Raw genomic sequence first — 16,761 nt, 5'->3', positions numbered from 1 at the left:
CTCGGATATCCTCATAAATGTAATCCTTTACATTCATTTTTGCGAAGCATAGAATCCGGATCAAAGTCGTGTGCGCGTTCGAAGATGTCGTGATCGACGCGCAAGCGAGCCGGTAGCCGCGACAGCACGGCACGGTTTCATTTCAGAATTTTTCGGAGGCAACACCATGCAGGACATTCATCGCCGTCCGATCCGCACCGACTACGACTACGTGGTGATCGGCTCCGGGTCAGCGGGTAGCGTCGTGGCGGCACGGCTGGCGGAAGATGCTGGGACGCGCGTGCTGCTCATCGAAGCAGGCCCCAAAGACACAAGTACCTATATCCGGATGCCGGCAGCCCTCGGGTTCCCACTCATGGACGACAAGTTCAACTGGTACATGCACTCCGAGCCCGAACCGGGCCTGAACGACCGGAAGATCTATGAGGCACGCGGACGTGTGCTCGGCGGCTGTTCGTCAATCAACGGCATGAACTGGGTGCGCGGAAACCCATGGGACTACGACAACTGGGAGGCGATGGGCAACGACGGATGGAGCTACGCGGACGTGCTTCCGTACTTTCGCAAGGCCGAAACCTTCGACAAGGGCGCGAACGACTATCGCGGGGGCAACGGCCCGATGCACATCGAAACGTGCCGTGCCGACAATCCGCTGTATCGCGCGTTTCTCGAAGCCGGCAAGCAGGCCGGGCTGCCGCACGTGGACGACCACAACGCATACCGGCAGGAAGGTGTGCACATCACGCAGCGCAACGTGCACCGCGGCCTGCGCTGGAGCACGTCACGCGCGTATCTGCATGAAGCGCCGCCGCGCGCCAATCTCCATGTCTGGAGCATGGCGCAAGTGCTGAAGCTCGAGTTTGCGGGCAAGCGTGCGGTCGCGGTGCTGGTGCGGGTCGGGTCGGAAACGAAGCGGATCAACATTTCGCGCGAAGCGATCGTGTGCGGCGGCGCGATCCATTCGCCGCAAATTCTGATGCTGTCCGGTATCGGCAATGGTAGCGACCTGCGGCGCCTGTCGATCAATGTCGTGTCGGACCTGCCAGGCGTTGGCCAGGGCCTGAAGGATCACCTTGCCGCGCCCGTCCAATACCGCGCGACGCAGAACGTTTCGGCTGCACGGGAATTGACGACGTTCGGCAAGCTGAAACTGGGCGTTCAGTGGAAGCTGTTCAAGAAGGGGCTCGGCGCCACCAACTTCTTCGAAGTGGGCGCGTTCATTCGCACGCAGGACGACATCAAGGTGCCCAACGTGCAGTTCGAGTTCATTCCGATGCTCGGCGAATTCCAACACGGCAACGTGAAGCTCGAGAACGGTTTCCAGTACTTCTTCAGTCTGATGCGTCCGACCAGCAGCGGGCGCGTATGGATCGATAGCGCCGATCCGCTGGCCGCGCCGAAGTTCGTGTTCAATTTCCTGACGACCGAAACGGACCGGCGCGATGCGATCGCCGCAGTACGCGCGATCCGCAATGTGGTCGACCAGCAGGCTTGGGCACCACTGCGCGGCGACGAAGTCACGCCCGGCCGGCCTGTCCAGACCGACGAGCAGATCCTCGCCTATCTGCGCGAGACGGCCGGAACGAACTATCACCCGAGCTGCACATGCCGGATGGGAACCGGTGACGATGCCGTCGTCGACGCACAGGGGCGCGTGCACGGCGTCGACAACGTCCGTGTGGTCGACGCGTCGATCATGCCGGAAATCGTCAGCGGCAACCTCAACGCGCCGGTCATCATGATGGCCGAAAAGATCGCCGACAACATTCGCGGCCGCTCGGAACCGCCGGCGAGCAAGGCCGAATACTACAAAGCGGCCTAGACCCCGCTTGTCCCGCGATTGCCTCCGACAGGGCCGACCGCGTGGTCTTCAGGCCGTGAACGCGACAGTCGTTCACGGCCTTTTTTTGGGTCTGTCAGTAACAGACCGGTCACCACCAGAACGCCTTGGACACACGATGAACCAGTTCTCCATGCCGCCCGAAATCGTACGGCCTGACGATCACGACACGCGCAGCCGTGGTGCGAAAGTCGCGATTGCATTCCTGATCGGTGCCGGGCTAATCAACAATCTAGATCGCAGTGCACTGTCGGTCGCAAACCATCTTGTCGCGTCAGAACTGCAACTCTCGGCCGCGCAGATGGGTATGATGATGTCGTCATTCTCGATCGTGTATGCATTCTCTCAGTTGCCCATCGGGTTGATTCTCGACCGCTTCGGCGCACGGATCGTGTTCGGACTGGGCCTGCTGTTTTGGTCGACTGCGCAGCTCGCGTGCGGCTTCGTCCAGACTTTCCAGCAGATGCTGCTCGGACGCGCATTGCTCGGCGTCGGCGAATCACCGCACTACCCCGCATGCGCGAAGATTGTAAGCGAATGGTTCCCCGCAGAGAAGCGGGGAGGGCCAACCAGCCTCTTTCTGATCGCCGGAACTGTCGCGCCCGCGCTTGCACCACCGTTGCTGACGCTGCTGCTGATCGCTGTCGGTTGGCGGATGATGTTCGCAACGCTGGGCGTGCTGGGCATTGTGTTGGCACTGACGTGGTTTGCCGTCTACCGAAATCGGACGACCGATCGTCAGACGAGCGACATGCCAGCGCACGACGACCAGACATGCGCAACGCGCCCCGGGTTCGCCGAATGGCGCGCGCTAATGTTCCAGCGCAACACGATCGCGATGATGCTCGGCTCGGCCGGCGTGATCTACATGATCTGGTTGTATGTGTCGTGGCTACCGGCCTACCTCGAGCATGAGCAGAACGTTAGCATCGCCAAGACCGGATGGTTGGCGGCTATTCCGTATGCAGCTGGAACGCTCGGCCAGTTGAGCTGCGGTACCTTTATCGATTTTCTAACTCGCAAGGGATACAGCGTATCGCTCAGCCGCAAGATCCCGACGTGCATCGGCCTTGTGGTCGCCGCGATGTTCACGGCTGCCGCAGCGGCAGCACACACGCCAGCACTCGCGGTCGCCGCAATTTCGGGTGCGCTGTTCTCGATTTACTTCGCAAATGTCGGCACCTGGGCCATCGTCGGCGTGATGGTGCCGAGCCGACTGGTTGCCACGATGGGCAGCGTACTGACGTTTGGTGGATACCTTGGGGGATCGGCCGCGCCCGTCATCACGGGTGTGATCGTGGACCGTACGCATTCGTTCGCGAACGGCCTGCTCATCAGTGCTTGTCTGGCGATCGTGGCCGCCGCGGTGTTCGCGTTCGGCATTCGGATCAAGGACCAGATCTGACGTTGGTTGCAGTTGGCCGCGCCAGGCGACGACTGCAAGCTGGAGAGCCTCGTCGCGACGCTCTCCGGCCGATATATCTCTTAGAGCGGCATCATGGCGATGCCCGAAGTGCGCGGCCGCGTGCAGACGCCCGGGCGTTGCATGCGCGCGCAAAAGATTACGCAGGCTTTCTCCACAAATCGCTCAGCGTATAACCGGTCGGAAGTGGATCGTTCGCGTCGAGCACGTACTGATGGTAGCCGGTGATCCACGCACTACCGGTAATCATCGGGCGAACGCCCGGCTTGCCGCCAACCGACAACGTCTCCGCAATCTCGCCGATGAACTCCGTTCCGAGGATCGATTCGTGTACGAAACGCTCACCCGGCTGAATCTGCCCGCGAGCATGCATGACCGCGAGGCGCGCGCTGGTGCCTGTTCCGCACGGTGAGCGGTCGACGCGGCCGGGCGACACGATCACGCTGTTCTTTGCCCGCAGCCCGTCATCGGCGCCTCGCTGGAGCGGGCCTGCAAAGAGCGTCTGATTGATCGTGTGGATATCGGGATTTTCGGGGTGCACGGCGGGAATCTGCTCGGCGGCGGCCACCTTGATCCGTTCACCGATTTCCACCATCTGCCCTGCCTCGTCGGGTTCGATTGCGAAACCGACCGCCTGCGCATCGACCAGCACGTAGATCATCCCGCCGTACGCGACGTCCACCTTCAGCGTGCCGAGGCCAGGCACTTCGATCGGCAGGTCGAGGCCGAACACGAAACACGGCACGTTCGAGAACCTCACGTTCACGCATTTGCCGTCGCGACATTCGGCACGCACGCGCACGAGGCCGCCCGGCGCTTCGAGCGTGACGTCGGTATACGGTTCCTGCATCGGAATCATCCCGGTCTCGAGCAGCGCAGTGACCGTGCAGATCGTGTTGCTGCCCGACATCGGCACATAGTATTCGGCCTCCATGATCACGAAACCCGCATCCGCTTCCGGGTCGCACGGCGGCAGTACCAGGTTCACGCATTGCGTGACGCTACCGCGCGGCTCATGCAGCAGAAATTTGCGCAGATCGTCGGCTTGCGTCTCTAGATAGCGCATCTTTTCGAAGATCGTGTTGCCGGGCACGTCGAGCACGCCGCCGGTAATGACATCGTTACGCTCGCCGCCGGTATGGACACCGACGACGTTGACCATTCGCTTCAGTTTCATTGTTCACTCTGTGTTGGAGCCGTCTCGCCACCCGAGCCGGCCCGATCCTACCTGCCGCTGGCCGTCGCATCGCCGCGACAAAGCCGGCGAATCTCGCGCGTCAGCCCGCGTCGACGACGGTTGCGGGCAATGCCGGCGTGCGCTTGCCGAGCTTGATGAAGGTCGACTTGACCTCCGTGTACTCGAGAAGCCCGTCCAATCCGTTCTCGCGCCCCACTCCGCTTTCCTTGAAGCCCCCGAACGGCATCTGCGGTGCGGACTCCAGGTAGGTATTCACGAACACAGTACCGCTGCGCAGTTGCTGGGACACCGTAATCGCCTTGTCGATATCCTTGGTCCACAGGCCGTTGCCGAGACCGTAGTTCGTATCGTTGGCAAGCCGCACGGCTTCGTCCACGTCCTTGAACGTCGTGACCGTCAGCACCGGCCCGAAGATCTCCTCGCGGAAAATCCGCATCTCCGGCGTGACGCCGGTGAAGATCGTGGTGCCGACGAAAAAGCCCTTGTCGAGACCGTTCGCCGTCACGCGTTCACCGCCGACCGCCAGTGTCGCCCCTTCTTCCTTCCCGATCCGAATATAGTCCAGCACCTTGTTCAGGTGCTGCTCATGGATCAGCGCGCCGATATCGGAACGATCGTCGAGCGGCAAGCCGACGACGACGCGCTTCGCGCGCTCGACCAGCTTGCTCACGAACGCGTCCGCCACCGATTCCTCGATCAGCAATCGCGTCCCCGCGACGCACTCTTCGCCTTGGTTAAGGATCGTGCCGAGCAACACGCCGTCCAGCGCGGCGTCGAGATCCGCATCGGCAAACACGACGTTGGCTGCCTTGCCGCCCAGCTCGAGCGCGACATGCTTGACCGTTTCCGCAGCATTGCGCGCGATCTGCTTGCCGACCAGCGTCGAACCGGTAAACGACACCATGTCGACACCGGGGTGCTTCGACATCGCCTCGCCGACGATCGGGCCCGTGCCGGTCACGACGTTGATCACGCCGGCCGGGATACCGGCTTCCTTCGCGAGCGCCGCCACTTCGAGTGCCGTGCCGGACGTCAGTTCCGACGGCTTAATGACGGTCGTGCAGCCGGCGGCCAGCGCGAACGGCAACTTCTGGAACAACGTGACCAGCGGGAAGTTCCACGGCACGATCATGCCGACCACACCGCGCGCTTCGCGCGTGACGAGGCCGAGCTTGTCCGCACCGAGGTTGCTGAATGCGTCGCCGCCCAGTTGCCAAGCCAGCGACGCCGCATAACGGGTCAAGTCGACCGATGCCGCAATCTCCGCACGCGCGAAACGGATCGGTTTGCCGACCTCTTCGGCCTCGATGCGGGCGAGCTTCTCAGTATCTCGTTCGATCAACGCCGCCCACGCGTTCAACAACGCGGCACGGGTCGCGCCCGGCAGCCGCGACCACGATTGATCATCAAAGCGCGCGCGCGCCGCGCCAACCGCACGATCGAGGTCCGCTACGCTGCCGGCCGCATATTCGGCGAGCTTGTCGCCATGGGCGGGTGAATACCGTGCGACAGATTCCGGCGTGCTCGCGGCTTGCCATTGACCATCGATCCAAAGATCGTAACGACGTGTCATGCTAGACTCCTGTAATCGATTACCAAAAAACCAAAGAAAAACGCGTGACTCAGACCATCTGAGGCCACGTGTCCGAGAGTGTGTAGCCGGACGCCAGCGGATCGGTGGTATCCAGGCAAATCTGGTGCATGCCGGTGATCCATGCTTGTCCGGCCACACTTGTAACGACCGCGGGATAAGGCCCCTCCTGAGTTTGCCGCTCGATCGAGCCTTCGAAGCAGGTACCGATGATCGACTCATGAATCAAGATCTCGCCGGGCGTGATCTGCTTGCGGCGGTGCAACAGTGCGAGACGCGCGGACGTTGCCGTGCCGCCTGGCGACCGGTCGAGCCGCCCCGGCGAGACGATCACCGCATTGCGCGAGCGGATACCTCGGTCGGTCCGCGTGAGCGAGCCCATGAACTGGGCCTGCGTGATACCCGTCAGCGCGGTATTCATTGGGTGGATGGCCTGCAATTGCTGGCTGGCGGCACGCTTGATCAGTTCGCCCAGTTCGCTCAACTCCTTCGCCTCGTCGGCTTCGAGCCGCAGGCCCAGCATTTCCGCGTCGATCTGCACGAACGTTTCGCCGCCGTACGCGATGTCGACAGGCAATGCGCCGAAGCCCGAGACGTGGATTTCGTGCTGCTCGTAAAAAACGAACGCCGGCTGATTGACGAAGCGCACACGCGTCACCTTGCCACCCGAACACTGGCAGGTGACCTGGACGGCCCCGGCCGGCGCCTCGAGCACGAACCGGGTCTCTGGCTCCTGCATCGGCACCATCCCCGTCTCGAGCAGCACGGTCGCGACGCACATCAGGTTGGATCCGGACATCACCGGATAGTCGGTCGCGCCCGCGGTCACGAACCCGACGCGCGTCTCCGGGTGCGCGGAAGGCAGCACGATATTGAGGCTGTCGATCACCGAGCCGCGCGGCTCGGACAGACAAAGACGCCGGATGTCGTCCCGGTGGAGGCGCAGGTACTCGCGCTTGTCGAACATGGTCTCGCCCGGGACGTCCACCACACCGCCAGTTAGCACCTTGCCGACCTCGCCCTCCGCGTGGCAGTTCACGACCTGGTAGTAGTTCTTCCACCGCATCTGCTGTCTCCAGCCTAAAATGTAATCAATTACATATCAAGTCGCACAGCGCCCCCTTTCTCCCAACGCGTGCATCCTACGACCTCAGCGCGACTCGAACACACATCGATATTTTACAGAAAAGCCACACCTTTTCAGAAAAATCTCGTTTCCGACGTGTATCATAGCAGCGTCACAATGACGCGTGTGGTGGAAAGTGGTCGCCAGACGGCACCCCGCCCAGAGTCTTCGCTGCAAGTCATTGATAGCAATGATGTTATTTGGCGGGTCGAAGAGTGTCGAGGTGAATCCGCCACCGCATCAGAAAGTAATCGTTTTCTCGTCCGATCCGCAAATTTGCCCGCAGCGCACATCTGCGGACTCGCTCGCGACCCCGCTCCTCCATTTCGAGCGCATTCAACATGAACAATCCAGCGAAACAGCGGAGCCAGAAGGCTCAGAAGGTCAATGTCACGGACGTCGCCAAGGCCGCGGGCGTATCGGTCGCGACCGTGTCGCGCGCGTTCAACCTCCCTCATCTCGTGCGCGAAGAGGCGCGCGAGAAGGTGATCTCCATCGCGAGAAAGATGGGCTACACACCCAATCCGTCGGCCAAGGCACTGCGACTGCAGAAAACGCACATCATCGGCGCGGTCATTCCGACGCTCGATTATTCATTCTTTGCGCGCCTCGTCGACGGCTTCGAAGAGCGTATTACGGCAGCCGGCTACAGCGTGTTCGTGCTGACGACCGGGTTCGACAATACACGGATGTTCGACAAGGTTCGCGCACTCGTCGAGCGCGGCGCGGAAGCTCTGCTGATGGTGGGCCGCGTCGACGATCCGGCACTTCGTGCGTATTTGCTCGAGAAACAGATTCCCTGCGTGACGACGTACTCGTATACGAATGACGAGCACTTCCCGTCGATCGGCTTCGACAACTACAGCGCAACGAAACAAATGGTCGAGTTCCTTATTCGGCTCGGCCATCGACGCATGGTCATGATCGCCGGTCCGGTTCACGGTAACGACAGGCAGCAGTCGCGCATTCAGGCGTTCGAGGAAACACTGGCCGCCCACGGCATTACCCACGGATGCCACGTCATCGAGAAGAGCTACGGCTCCGCGGTTTTCCGTGGCGCCGAGGCAATGCGCCAGATCCATGGCGAATTTCCGGAAACGACCGCTGTCGTTTGCAACAGCGATACGTTTGCCCTGAGTGCAATCGCCGAATGTCGTCGTATGGGCATACGTGTCCCGGAGGATCTTTCGATTTCGGGGTTCGACAACGACGACTACGCGACCGTCTTCACGCCGGCACTCACGACGATTTCGGTGCCAGCGCGTGACATGGGCGAGCATTCGGCTCAGGCGCTGATCAGCGCGCTCGCGGATCAACGCAAGATCATGCCGGTTCGCCTCGAAACCAACCTTGTCGTGCGGGAATCCACGAGCACGGCTCGCCAGGAGCAGGCCAACAAACTCACTCAAACCGAACACGAGGGGCGATAATAAGTCCGGTCGGGCGCACGCCCGACCTCGTCTTCGCCAGTTCGCAGGAACCCGCGCTCGGCCGGGTCTCCAACTACCTCCCAGCTGACGCCGCTCGGACCAGCCCCCTCCCTCTCCCCGCAATACCGTCCGCAGCATCACCCGCCGCCTGATGCTCCTCATCAAAGCCAACTGTAATCCTTTACTTAATTTATCGATGCAAGTCGTCTTGAAGAAGATTGCTTGCGCGCTTACCTGCCCAAGCGACTCGCTCCTTCCCGCATTAACACGAGGTTTTACGGCAGTCACTCATTTCAAAATAGGGAAGACCCGCATTGATCCATAACTGTAAAGGATTACATTACAGGCCAAGCTACAGCAAAAAAGACGACCCGGCCGGACGTCATCGAAGCGGCGAATGCCCGAGGAACGGGACCCCTGTGGCCCACCTTCATCGGAGCAACCTTTACCCCCTGTGAGGAAGCGATGGATATCGAAAACAGAAGCATTGAGTTCATTCCGGAGAATGAACGCTACGGGAAGCCGAGCCGGCTCTTTACGATCTGGTTCAGCGCCAACATGCAGGTCACCACGCTTGTTGTCGGCACGCTTGGTGTTGCGGCCGGCCTGAGCGTGTTCTGGACCATCGTCGGCCTGATTCTCGGCAACCTCATCGGCACGATCTTCATGGCCGGCCACTCGGCACAGGGCCCCCACCTCGGCATTCCTCAGATGATCCAGAGCCGTGCTCAGTTCGGTGTACTGGGCGCCGGCATCCCGCTGTTCATCGTCGTCGTATCGTATGTGCTGTTCACCGCCGCCAATGGCGTCGTAATGCGCGACTCGATCAAGGCGATCTATCCGATGAGCGACAACGAAGCCATCATTCTGTTCGGCGTGCTGACGCTCATCATCAGCTACATCGGCTACGAGCTGATCCACCGGATGGGCGCGTATATGTCTGCGCTGTCCGGGCTGATCTTCGCAGCTGCCGCGTTCCTCGTGTATCAGCATCCGCTGCCGCCGCATGCTGCTGCAGCCGCAGCGAATCACGGCTACATCAACAGCGCGTTTATGCTGGTGGTCGCACAGGCTGCGTCGTGGACGCTCGGTTTCGGCCCGTATGTCGCTGACTACTCGCGCTATCTGCCGAAGAACATCTCGACCAAGCAGACGTTCTGGTACAGCTACATCGGCAACGCGCTCGGCTCGACGCTCGTGATGATTCTCGGCGCGGTGCTCGCCGCCGGCATCGCGGACGTCACGAAGGATCCGGGCACCGGTCTTGCCAGCCTGTTCGGCGGCTGGGGGCGCCCCGCGCTCGTGATCATCGTGCTGGGCGTGCTCGAGATCAACGTGCTGAACCTGTACAGCGCGTACATGTCGACCACGACGATCTTCACCGGCTTCAAGGGCATGGCACGTGTCAGCAAGTCGATGAAGTTCGTGATCATGGCGCTCATCGCCGTCCTTGCAACAGTCATCGCGATCGGCACGCAGTACAAGTTCAACGACTACTTCTCAGACATTCTCGTCGCGCAGATCTATGTATTGGTGCCGTGGAGCTCGATCAATCTCGTCGACTACTACCTGATCCGCAAAGGTCAATATAGCGTACCCGACATGTACAACGAGGACGGCATCTACGGCAAGTACAACATCAGCACGCTCGTGATCTTCATCGTCGCGGTCGCCGTACAGGTTCCATTCATGGACATGTCGTTCTATCACAGCTACTTCGCCCGCCTCATCGGCGCGGATGTCAGCTGGATCCCGAGCCTACTCGTCCCGGGCGCGCTCTACTACTTTGCCAACCGCAATCGTGGGCTGTCGCTGCTGCCGAACCGCACGTCGGCCGCGCACTGACCGGTCACCACGCAACGTCGCACTGAATCTGGACGCGCTAGCGCGCGTCCTTTTCTTCGGAACGTATTGCATCGATTCCCTCCCGTTTCCGTCATATTTTTAATGTTTATCATTAGTTATGCGAATAAATATCCGACCGATCGGGACCCACAATTTTCTACGGCAACACCAGAACGTGAGTGAGACAATGAACAAAATCCACCTGATCGCGGCCGCAACGTTGTGCACGCTTTCCGCTGCAGCCAGCGCGCAGAGCTCCGTCACGCTTTACGGCATCGTCGATACGGGCATCGCCTATGTTCACAACAGCGGCGGCCAGCATTCGCAATGGAAGATGTCTTCCGGCAACCTTTCCGGCAGCCAGTGGGGCCTCAAGGGGACGGAAGACCTCGGAGGCGGCCTGAGCGCCATTTTCACGCTCGAGAACGGCTTCGACATCGGGTCCGGGCAGCTCCAGCAGGGCAGTCGGATGTTCGGCAGGCAGGCATTCGTTGGGCTGACGAGCGCGCAGTTCGGCTCGGTAACACTCGGTCGCCAGTACGACCCGGTCAGCGACCTGCTGCAGCCGTACACCGCTGATGCGTATAGCGGCTTCTTCGCAACGCCCGGCGATGTCGACAACTACGACAGCAGCGTTAGATTCAATAACGCGGTGAAATGGACGAGCCCAGTGTGGGGCGGATTTACGGTGTCGGCGATGTACGGGTTTGGTGGTGTCGCGGGCTCCGTCGGTTCGGGGCAAACCTATTCCGGCGCGATCAGCTACAGCCAGGGTCCTCTGTCGCTCGGTGCGGGCTACCTGCGCGTCGACAACGGCAATGCGGCCGCGTCGACGCGTGGCGTATCGTCGGCCGATACGTTCTTCAACAGCTCGGTCAACGCGGCGTATGCATCGGCCCGTTCGGTCAGCATCGCGCGTGCTGGCGGCCAGTATGCGATCGGACCGATGACGGTCGGTGCGGCCTACAGCTTCTCTGAGTATTCGCCGGATGCATCGTCGACCTTCGGCCGGTCCGAAAAATATCACAACGGCTCCGTGTTCGCGAACTGGCAGGTATCGCCGATTTTTGTCGCGGTCGCCGGCTACAACTACACGAAGTCGAACGGCGATTCGTCCGCGAAGTATCATCAGGTCAACCTGGGCGTCGACTACCTGCTGAGCAAGCGCACGGATGTCTATGCGACGGTCGGCTATACCCACGCCAGCGGACAGAACGGCCTCGGCGCCGCACAGGCCGTGATCGGCTCGATCGATATCGACGCAGGGGCCAGTTCTCAGGTGATCGGCATCGTCGGCATGCGCCACAAGTTCTGATCGTTGCCGCGAACGCCGCTGCAGCAGGCCCGGATGCGCCCCGGTGTGCCGCGGCCGCGTTCGCTCCAGCCCCCCCATGAACCAAACTCGCAGGAACGACATGAACCGAATCGTGGCCATGTACGTGGCACTGACCACTACAGCCTGCATCACCTCCCCTGCTTATGCCCAGGATGCGGGCGAAGCGACGACCGTCGTGAAGCTTGGCTTCGCGTCGCCGCTCACCGGCGCGCAGGCGCATCTCGGCAAGGACAATGAAAACGGCGCCCGCCTCGCAGTGGAAGAGATCAATGCAAAGGGATTCAAGGTCGGTGGCAAGCCGGTCCGCCTCGAACTCGTGTCGGAGGACGACGCGGGCGACCCGCGCACCGGAACCGTCGTCGCCCAGCAACTCGTCGACCTCGGTGTGGTCGCAGTCGTCGGTCACATGAACTCAGGCGTCGCCATCCCCGCATCGCGCGTGTACAGCAACGCACAGATCGCGCTGCTGTCGAGCGCGTCGAATCCCGCGTATACGACGCAGGGCTACAAGACGTCGTTCCGACTGACGGCGACCGATGCGAGCCAGGGGCCCGCGCTCGCGCAATACGCGGCCGGGCGCCTGCATGCGCGCCGCGTCGTCGTCGTGGACGATGCCAGCGCGTTCGGCCAAGGGCTCGCCGACGAATTCTCGAAAAAGGCGAAGACCCTCGGGCTGGAGATCGTGAGCCGCGAGACCGTCAGCGACAAGTCGATCGATTTTCGCGCGGTGCTGACCCGCATCAAGTCGGAGCGCGCCGATGCCATCATGTTTGGCGGCATGGACGCTACGGCCGGCCCGCTTGCGAAGCAGGCGCGTACGCTCGGCCTTGCGCTGCCGATTCTCGGCGGCGACGGCATCTGTACCCCGACGATGATCAGCCTTGCAGACAAGGCCGCGGAAAATGTCGTGTGCTCAAGTGTCGGCACTCCGCTCGAAAAGCTGCCGCGCGGCGCCGCATTCGAACATGCGTACGAAGCGCGATACGGTATGCCGGTGAAGTTTCTCGCGCCGTTCTTTTACGACGCGGTCTACCTGATCGCGGACGCGATGCGGCGTAGCGGGTCGATCGATCACACTGCCGTGCTTGCCGCACTGCCGAAAGCCGACTACGTCGGCGTGACCGGACGGCTTGCCTACACCGATCGCGGCGATATCAAGGATCCTGTAGTGACGCTCTATACGGTCAAGAGCGGCAAACTCGTTCCGGTCGAGACTGTTCACATGTAGTCGACGCCGTGCCGATTTTTCGGCGCGCCTTCAACCTCGACCGCGGTTCCGGCGATCAACGCGCCACTTTCAACCCCGCAATGCCAGCTGCCAACAACAGCGCGGCGAGCAACGCAAACGACGCGGCCAGTCCAAGCGAATGCGCGAAAAACCCGACCGCCGCCGGTCCCGCCAGGTTGCCGCCATAACCGAGCGTCGTCAGAGCAGTGATTGCGGCGGACGGTTCCATCGCGCGCTGGCGGCCGGCCGCCGCGAACAGCAGCGGAACGATGTTCGCGCAGCCGATGCCGGTGAGGCCGAAACCGATGATCGCGCTTACACCCGACGGTGCGGCGATTGCCACGACGAGCCCCAGCGCACCGAGGATCCCGCCCGCGACGATCATCGCTTGCGCACCGAACCGGTGGGCGAGCCCGTCGCCGAGCAACCGGCCACTCGTCATCGCAATAGCGAACACGGTGTAGCCGAATCCCGCACGCACCTGCTCGTACTGCTTGACGGCCGTGAGGAACAGCGCGCTCCAGTCGAGCATCGCGCCTTCCACCAGGAACACGCAGAGCGCAATCGCACCCATCACGGCGACGATGCCCTGCGGCAAGACGAACCGGGTGCCGCTGCCGCCGCCCGCGTCCGCCCTTAGATGTCGGCCGTAGAACGCGATCAGTGCGACCGCCACCGCCGCCACGGCGAGCGACACCGCGATCGGCGGTGCGCCGGCCGACAGCAACGCGCCGCCGGCCATCGATCCCGCGATGCCGCCAACGCTGAACAGGCCATGAAACCCCGACATCAAGCGCCGCCGCGTATCGCGTTCGACGAGCATCGCATGAATGTTCATCGTGACGTCAATCATCCCCATGCCCGCACCGAACAGCAGCAATGCTGCTGCCATCGCGCCCATCGTGGACATCAGCGCGAGCAGCGGCAATGCGATCGCAATCATTGCCGTGCCCGTGCCGATCATGCGTCGGCAACCGAAGCGCCCGACCAAGCGCTGGCACAACGGCATGCATCCAATCGACCCGATCCCGAGGCACAGCAGCAGGAATCCGAGCTTCGCGTCGTCCACGCCCAGTCGCTCCTTTGCATACGGCACGAGCGGTGCCCATGCGGCGACACTCATGCCCGCGACGAAGAAAGCGGCCCGGGTTGCTGCGATGCCGTTCCCGCCAGCCGGTTTCCGGTCGGCCGCGGCGACCGGCTCTGCATCGCCAGCGCTATACAAGTTGCACCTCGGGAACACTCGCGCCGATGACCTCGCGATACACGTCGACATAGTCGTTCGCCATGCGCCGCGCGTCGAAACGCTGCTCGAACACGCGGCGAATGGCGCTACGCGACAGCGTCTTCGATCGCTCGACCGCGTCGACGGCCTGCGCGACCGTATCGACGACATAGCCCGTCACGCCGTCGTCGATGACCTCAGGAACCGAGCCGCGGCGGAACGCGATCGTCGGCGTTCCGCACGCCATCGCCTCGATCATCACCAGCCCGAATGGCTCTGGCCAGTCGATCGGCAACAACATCGCGCGGGCATTGGACAGGAATTCGGGTTTCTGCAGCTCGTTGATCTCGCCGATGAACTCGACGTTGGCCTGCTGCAGCAACGGCGCGATCTCGCGTTCGAAGTAAGCGACGTCGGCTTTGTCGACCTTCGCCGCGATCTTCAGCGGCAAGCCTGCTTCCGTGGCGATATGGATCGCCGCATCGACACCCTTTTCCGGACAAATGCGTCCGAGGAACGCAAGATAGTCGCCGTCGCCGTTGGCTTGCGGGGTCAGCAGGCCGTTCGGAAGCCCGTGCTGGACGGTCGCCGTCCACCCCGGGTGCGGCATCGGCAGCCGCTGCGCGTCGGAGATCGATACGAGCGACGTATCGGGATGTTGTGCGAACACCGGATGGATTTCAGCTAGATCGAGTCGCCCATGCAGCGTCGTCACGAACGGTACACCAAGGTCGCCGAACAGCGAAAACGGCAGATAGTCCAGATGGAAATGGAGGATGTCGAACTCATGGGCAACGGCCCTCACCTGTTCCAGCATCAAGAAATGCGGTGCGATCGGATCGCGGATCGTCGAGTCCAGACGCAGCGCCGTGGGCCAGCATGCGCGCAGCGTCGCATCGGTGATCGAGTCACCGCTCGCGAACAGCGTCACGTCGTGACCGAGCTGGACCAGTGCATCCGTCAGGTAGGAAACGACGCGTTCGGTGCCGCCGTAAAGCTTCGGCGGCACGGCTTCATGAAGGGGGGCAATCTGTGCAATGCGCATGACAATGACGAAATTCGAGTTCAATAAAAAAGGCGCAGCGGCATGGCGGCTGCGCCAAAGAGGCTGAGAGCCTCACGCGTGAATGACTTACCCGGGCATCAATCCGTCCGGAGATGCCAATCAATCGAGTGGCGATCGATATGGACCGGCGTCGATCGGCGTACACAACACGTTCACTACGCCGATTTCGGCGAGTTCCACCTGATCGGCAAGCGGAGCCTCGCTGCGGTTCAGCAAATACACCGCGTTCGGATCGGGAAACTCTGCCACCCACACGCCGTCCGCATCGGCGTGCGCCCGCGCCAGCATGGCGGCCACCTGCGCGGCCTTGCCGAGCTTGCAGCGCAGCGCATGCAGCACTCCCGGCCGGTGCGCGAGCGAATGTGCGCCGCGTTCCGCAATCGCTCCGGCTACCGGATTCAGGATCGTGATCGATTGCGAAGACACGTGAGCAACCGCGCCGGGCAGGAATGTGCCGGTCCATTCAGGCACCTTGCCGAGTGCCGCACGCTTCTCCGCGCGCTCCGCCAGAGATGCATACGACCACAGGTGCAGGAAGCGGATCGTGCCTTCGTCGACTATCCAGTTGCCGACGAGCCGCCCGTATTCGCTGCCACGGATTGGCATACCGACGTCCCGGAACAGTGCGAAATAACCCGGCGCCCGATCGCATTCGATCACATAATCGCGAAGTTCGTGAATCATTCGTGCCCCCGATGATCAGCGGGCCGTATAGCCGCCGTCGACCGTGATCATCGAGCCGGTGACGAACGACGATTCGTCCGACGCCAGGTAGAGGATCGCCGTGGAGATTTCCTCCGGAGTCGCGTAGCGATTCACCGGTGCGCGCGCCTTCAGCGCCGCGACAAAGCCTTCCGGATCCGGCACTTCCTTCAGCATCTTTTCGTAGTAGTTGGACCACGTCACTCCCGGTGCCACGCTGTTCACGCGAATATTCTCTTCCGCGTGGTCGAGTGCCATCGCGCGGGTCAGCGCAGCGACGCCGCCCTTGGCCGCCACGTACGCGGCGCGATCGGGAATCCCTGCTACCGACACGGTCGACGCGAGGTTCACGATCGACCCGCCGCCACGCTTGACCATCTGCGGAATGGCATATTTCGATACCAGGTACACGCTCTTCAGGTTGACGTCGATCAGGCGATCCCACTCGTCCTCTTCGATCGTCACGACGCTGCCGCGCGTGCCGAGACCCGCGTTGTTCACGAGGATATCGAGGCCGTCGAAGCGATCCAGCGATGCCTGGATCATCTCCTTCACCTGCTGCGAACTCGTCACATCGACCTGGACGGGAAATGCGTCGTCGCCGATTTCCTCGGCCACCTTGCGCGCGCCGTCATAGTCGCGGTCGGCGAGCACGACCCGCGCGCCTTCCTTCACGAAACGCTCGGCCGTCGCCGCACCGATGCCAGCAGCAGCGCCTGTAACCAGCGCAATTTTTCCTTTCAGTCGCATT

At 62.0% G+C, this 16,761-nt stretch carries 13 protein-coding genes; 6 read left to right on the top strand and 7 right to left on the bottom strand.

Going from position 1 to position 16,761, the window contains the following annotated elements:
• The first annotated feature begins 166 nt into the window (after positions 1-166).
• Positions 167-1,822, top strand: coding sequence for a choline dehydrogenase (locus tag DIE17_RS14020; protein WP_124921035.1), 1,656 nt, complete (start codon positions 167-169; stop codon positions 1,820-1,822).
• 136 nt (positions 1,823-1,958) lie between these two features.
• Positions 1,959-3,245: an MFS transporter gene (locus DIE17_RS14015; protein WP_311768786.1), complete on the top strand. Its 1,287-nt coding sequence runs from the start codon at positions 1,959-1,961 to the stop codon at positions 3,243-3,245.
• Positions 3,246-3,402: 157 nt separating this feature from the next.
• On the opposite strand, the gene DIE17_RS14010 is transcribed toward DIE17_RS14015, so the two are convergent.
• The 3 genes from DIE17_RS14010 to DIE17_RS14000 all read right to left on the bottom strand — a co-directional run bounded on the left by DIE17_RS14010 (position 3,403) and on the right by DIE17_RS14000 (position 7,118).
• Positions 3,403-4,440, bottom strand: coding sequence for a proline racemase family protein (locus DIE17_RS14010; protein ID WP_124921034.1), 1,038 nt, complete (start codon positions 4,438-4,440; stop codon positions 3,403-3,405).
• A 100-nt stretch (positions 4,441-4,540) separates the two neighbouring features.
• Positions 4,541-6,193, bottom strand: a complete 1,653-nt coding sequence (locus tag DIE17_RS14005) for an aldehyde dehydrogenase family protein (protein WP_260439238.1) — start codon at positions 6,191-6,193, stop codon at positions 4,541-4,543.
• A complete protein-coding gene (locus tag DIE17_RS14000; RefSeq protein ID WP_124921033.1) occupies positions 6,084-7,118 on the bottom strand; it encodes a proline racemase family protein in 1,035 nt (344 codons plus the stop codon). Before DIE17_RS14000 ends, DIE17_RS14005 begins: the two co-directional genes overlap by 110 nt.
• Positions 7,119-7,519: 401 nt before the next feature.
• On the opposite strand from DIE17_RS14000, the gene DIE17_RS13995 reads away from it, so the two are divergent.
• The 4 genes from DIE17_RS13995 to DIE17_RS13980 all read left to right on the top strand — a co-directional run bounded on the left by DIE17_RS13995 (position 7,520) and on the right by DIE17_RS13980 (position 13,017).
• Positions 7,520-8,608, top strand: coding sequence for a LacI family DNA-binding transcriptional regulator (locus tag DIE17_RS13995; RefSeq protein WP_059853814.1), 1,089 nt, complete (start codon positions 7,520-7,522; stop codon positions 8,606-8,608).
• A gap of 465 nt (positions 8,609-9,073) precedes the next feature.
• The gene (locus tag DIE17_RS13990) at positions 9,074-10,453 is read left to right on the top strand and encodes a purine-cytosine permease family protein (protein ID WP_124921032.1); all 1,380 of its coding nucleotides are present in this window, start codon (positions 9,074-9,076) and stop codon (positions 10,451-10,453) included.
• Between the two features lie 187 nt (positions 10,454-10,640).
• Positions 10,641-11,768 (top strand): porin, encoded by a 1,128-nt coding sequence (locus tag DIE17_RS13985; RefSeq protein WP_124921031.1) that lies wholly within the window; start codon positions 10,641-10,643, stop codon positions 11,766-11,768.
• A gap of 100 nt (positions 11,769-11,868) precedes the next feature.
• Entirely contained in the window at positions 11,869-13,017 is a 1,149-nt protein-coding gene (locus tag DIE17_RS13980) for a branched-chain amino acid ABC transporter substrate-binding protein (RefSeq protein ID WP_124921053.1), read from the top strand.
• Positions 13,018-13,072: 55 nt separating this feature from the next.
• Here DIE17_RS13980 and DIE17_RS13975 read toward each other — a convergent pair whose 3' ends face one another.
• The 4 genes from DIE17_RS13975 to DIE17_RS13960 all read right to left on the bottom strand — a co-directional run bounded on the left by DIE17_RS13975 (position 13,073) and on the right by DIE17_RS13960 (position 16,760).
• A complete protein-coding gene (locus tag DIE17_RS13975) occupies positions 13,073-14,176 on the bottom strand; it encodes an MFS transporter (RefSeq protein WP_260439240.1) in 1,104 nt (367 codons plus the stop codon).
• A 58-nt stretch (positions 14,177-14,234) separates the two neighbouring features.
• Entirely contained in the window at positions 14,235-15,287 is a 1,053-nt protein-coding gene (locus DIE17_RS13970) for a glycosyltransferase family 4 protein (protein WP_124921029.1), read from the bottom strand.
• 120 nt (positions 15,288-15,407) lie between these two features.
• Entirely contained in the window at positions 15,408-15,992 is a 585-nt protein-coding gene (locus tag DIE17_RS13965) for an NIPSNAP family protein (protein ID WP_124921028.1), read from the bottom strand.
• A gap of 15 nt (positions 15,993-16,007) precedes the next feature.
• The gene (locus DIE17_RS13960; protein ID WP_124921027.1) at positions 16,008-16,760 is read right to left on the bottom strand and encodes an SDR family oxidoreductase; all 753 of its coding nucleotides are present in this window, start codon (positions 16,758-16,760) and stop codon (positions 16,008-16,010) included.
• Between the last annotated feature and the right edge of the window lies 1 nt (position 16,761).

This window comes from Burkholderia sp. Bp9099, from assembly GCF_003857805.1.
In the GTDB taxonomy this organism is placed as follows: Bacteria; Pseudomonadota; Gammaproteobacteria; order Burkholderiales; family Burkholderiaceae; genus Burkholderia.
The sequence above is the reverse complement of the archived record's forward strand: the minus strand, read 5'-3'. Positions and strand labels throughout refer to the sequence as shown.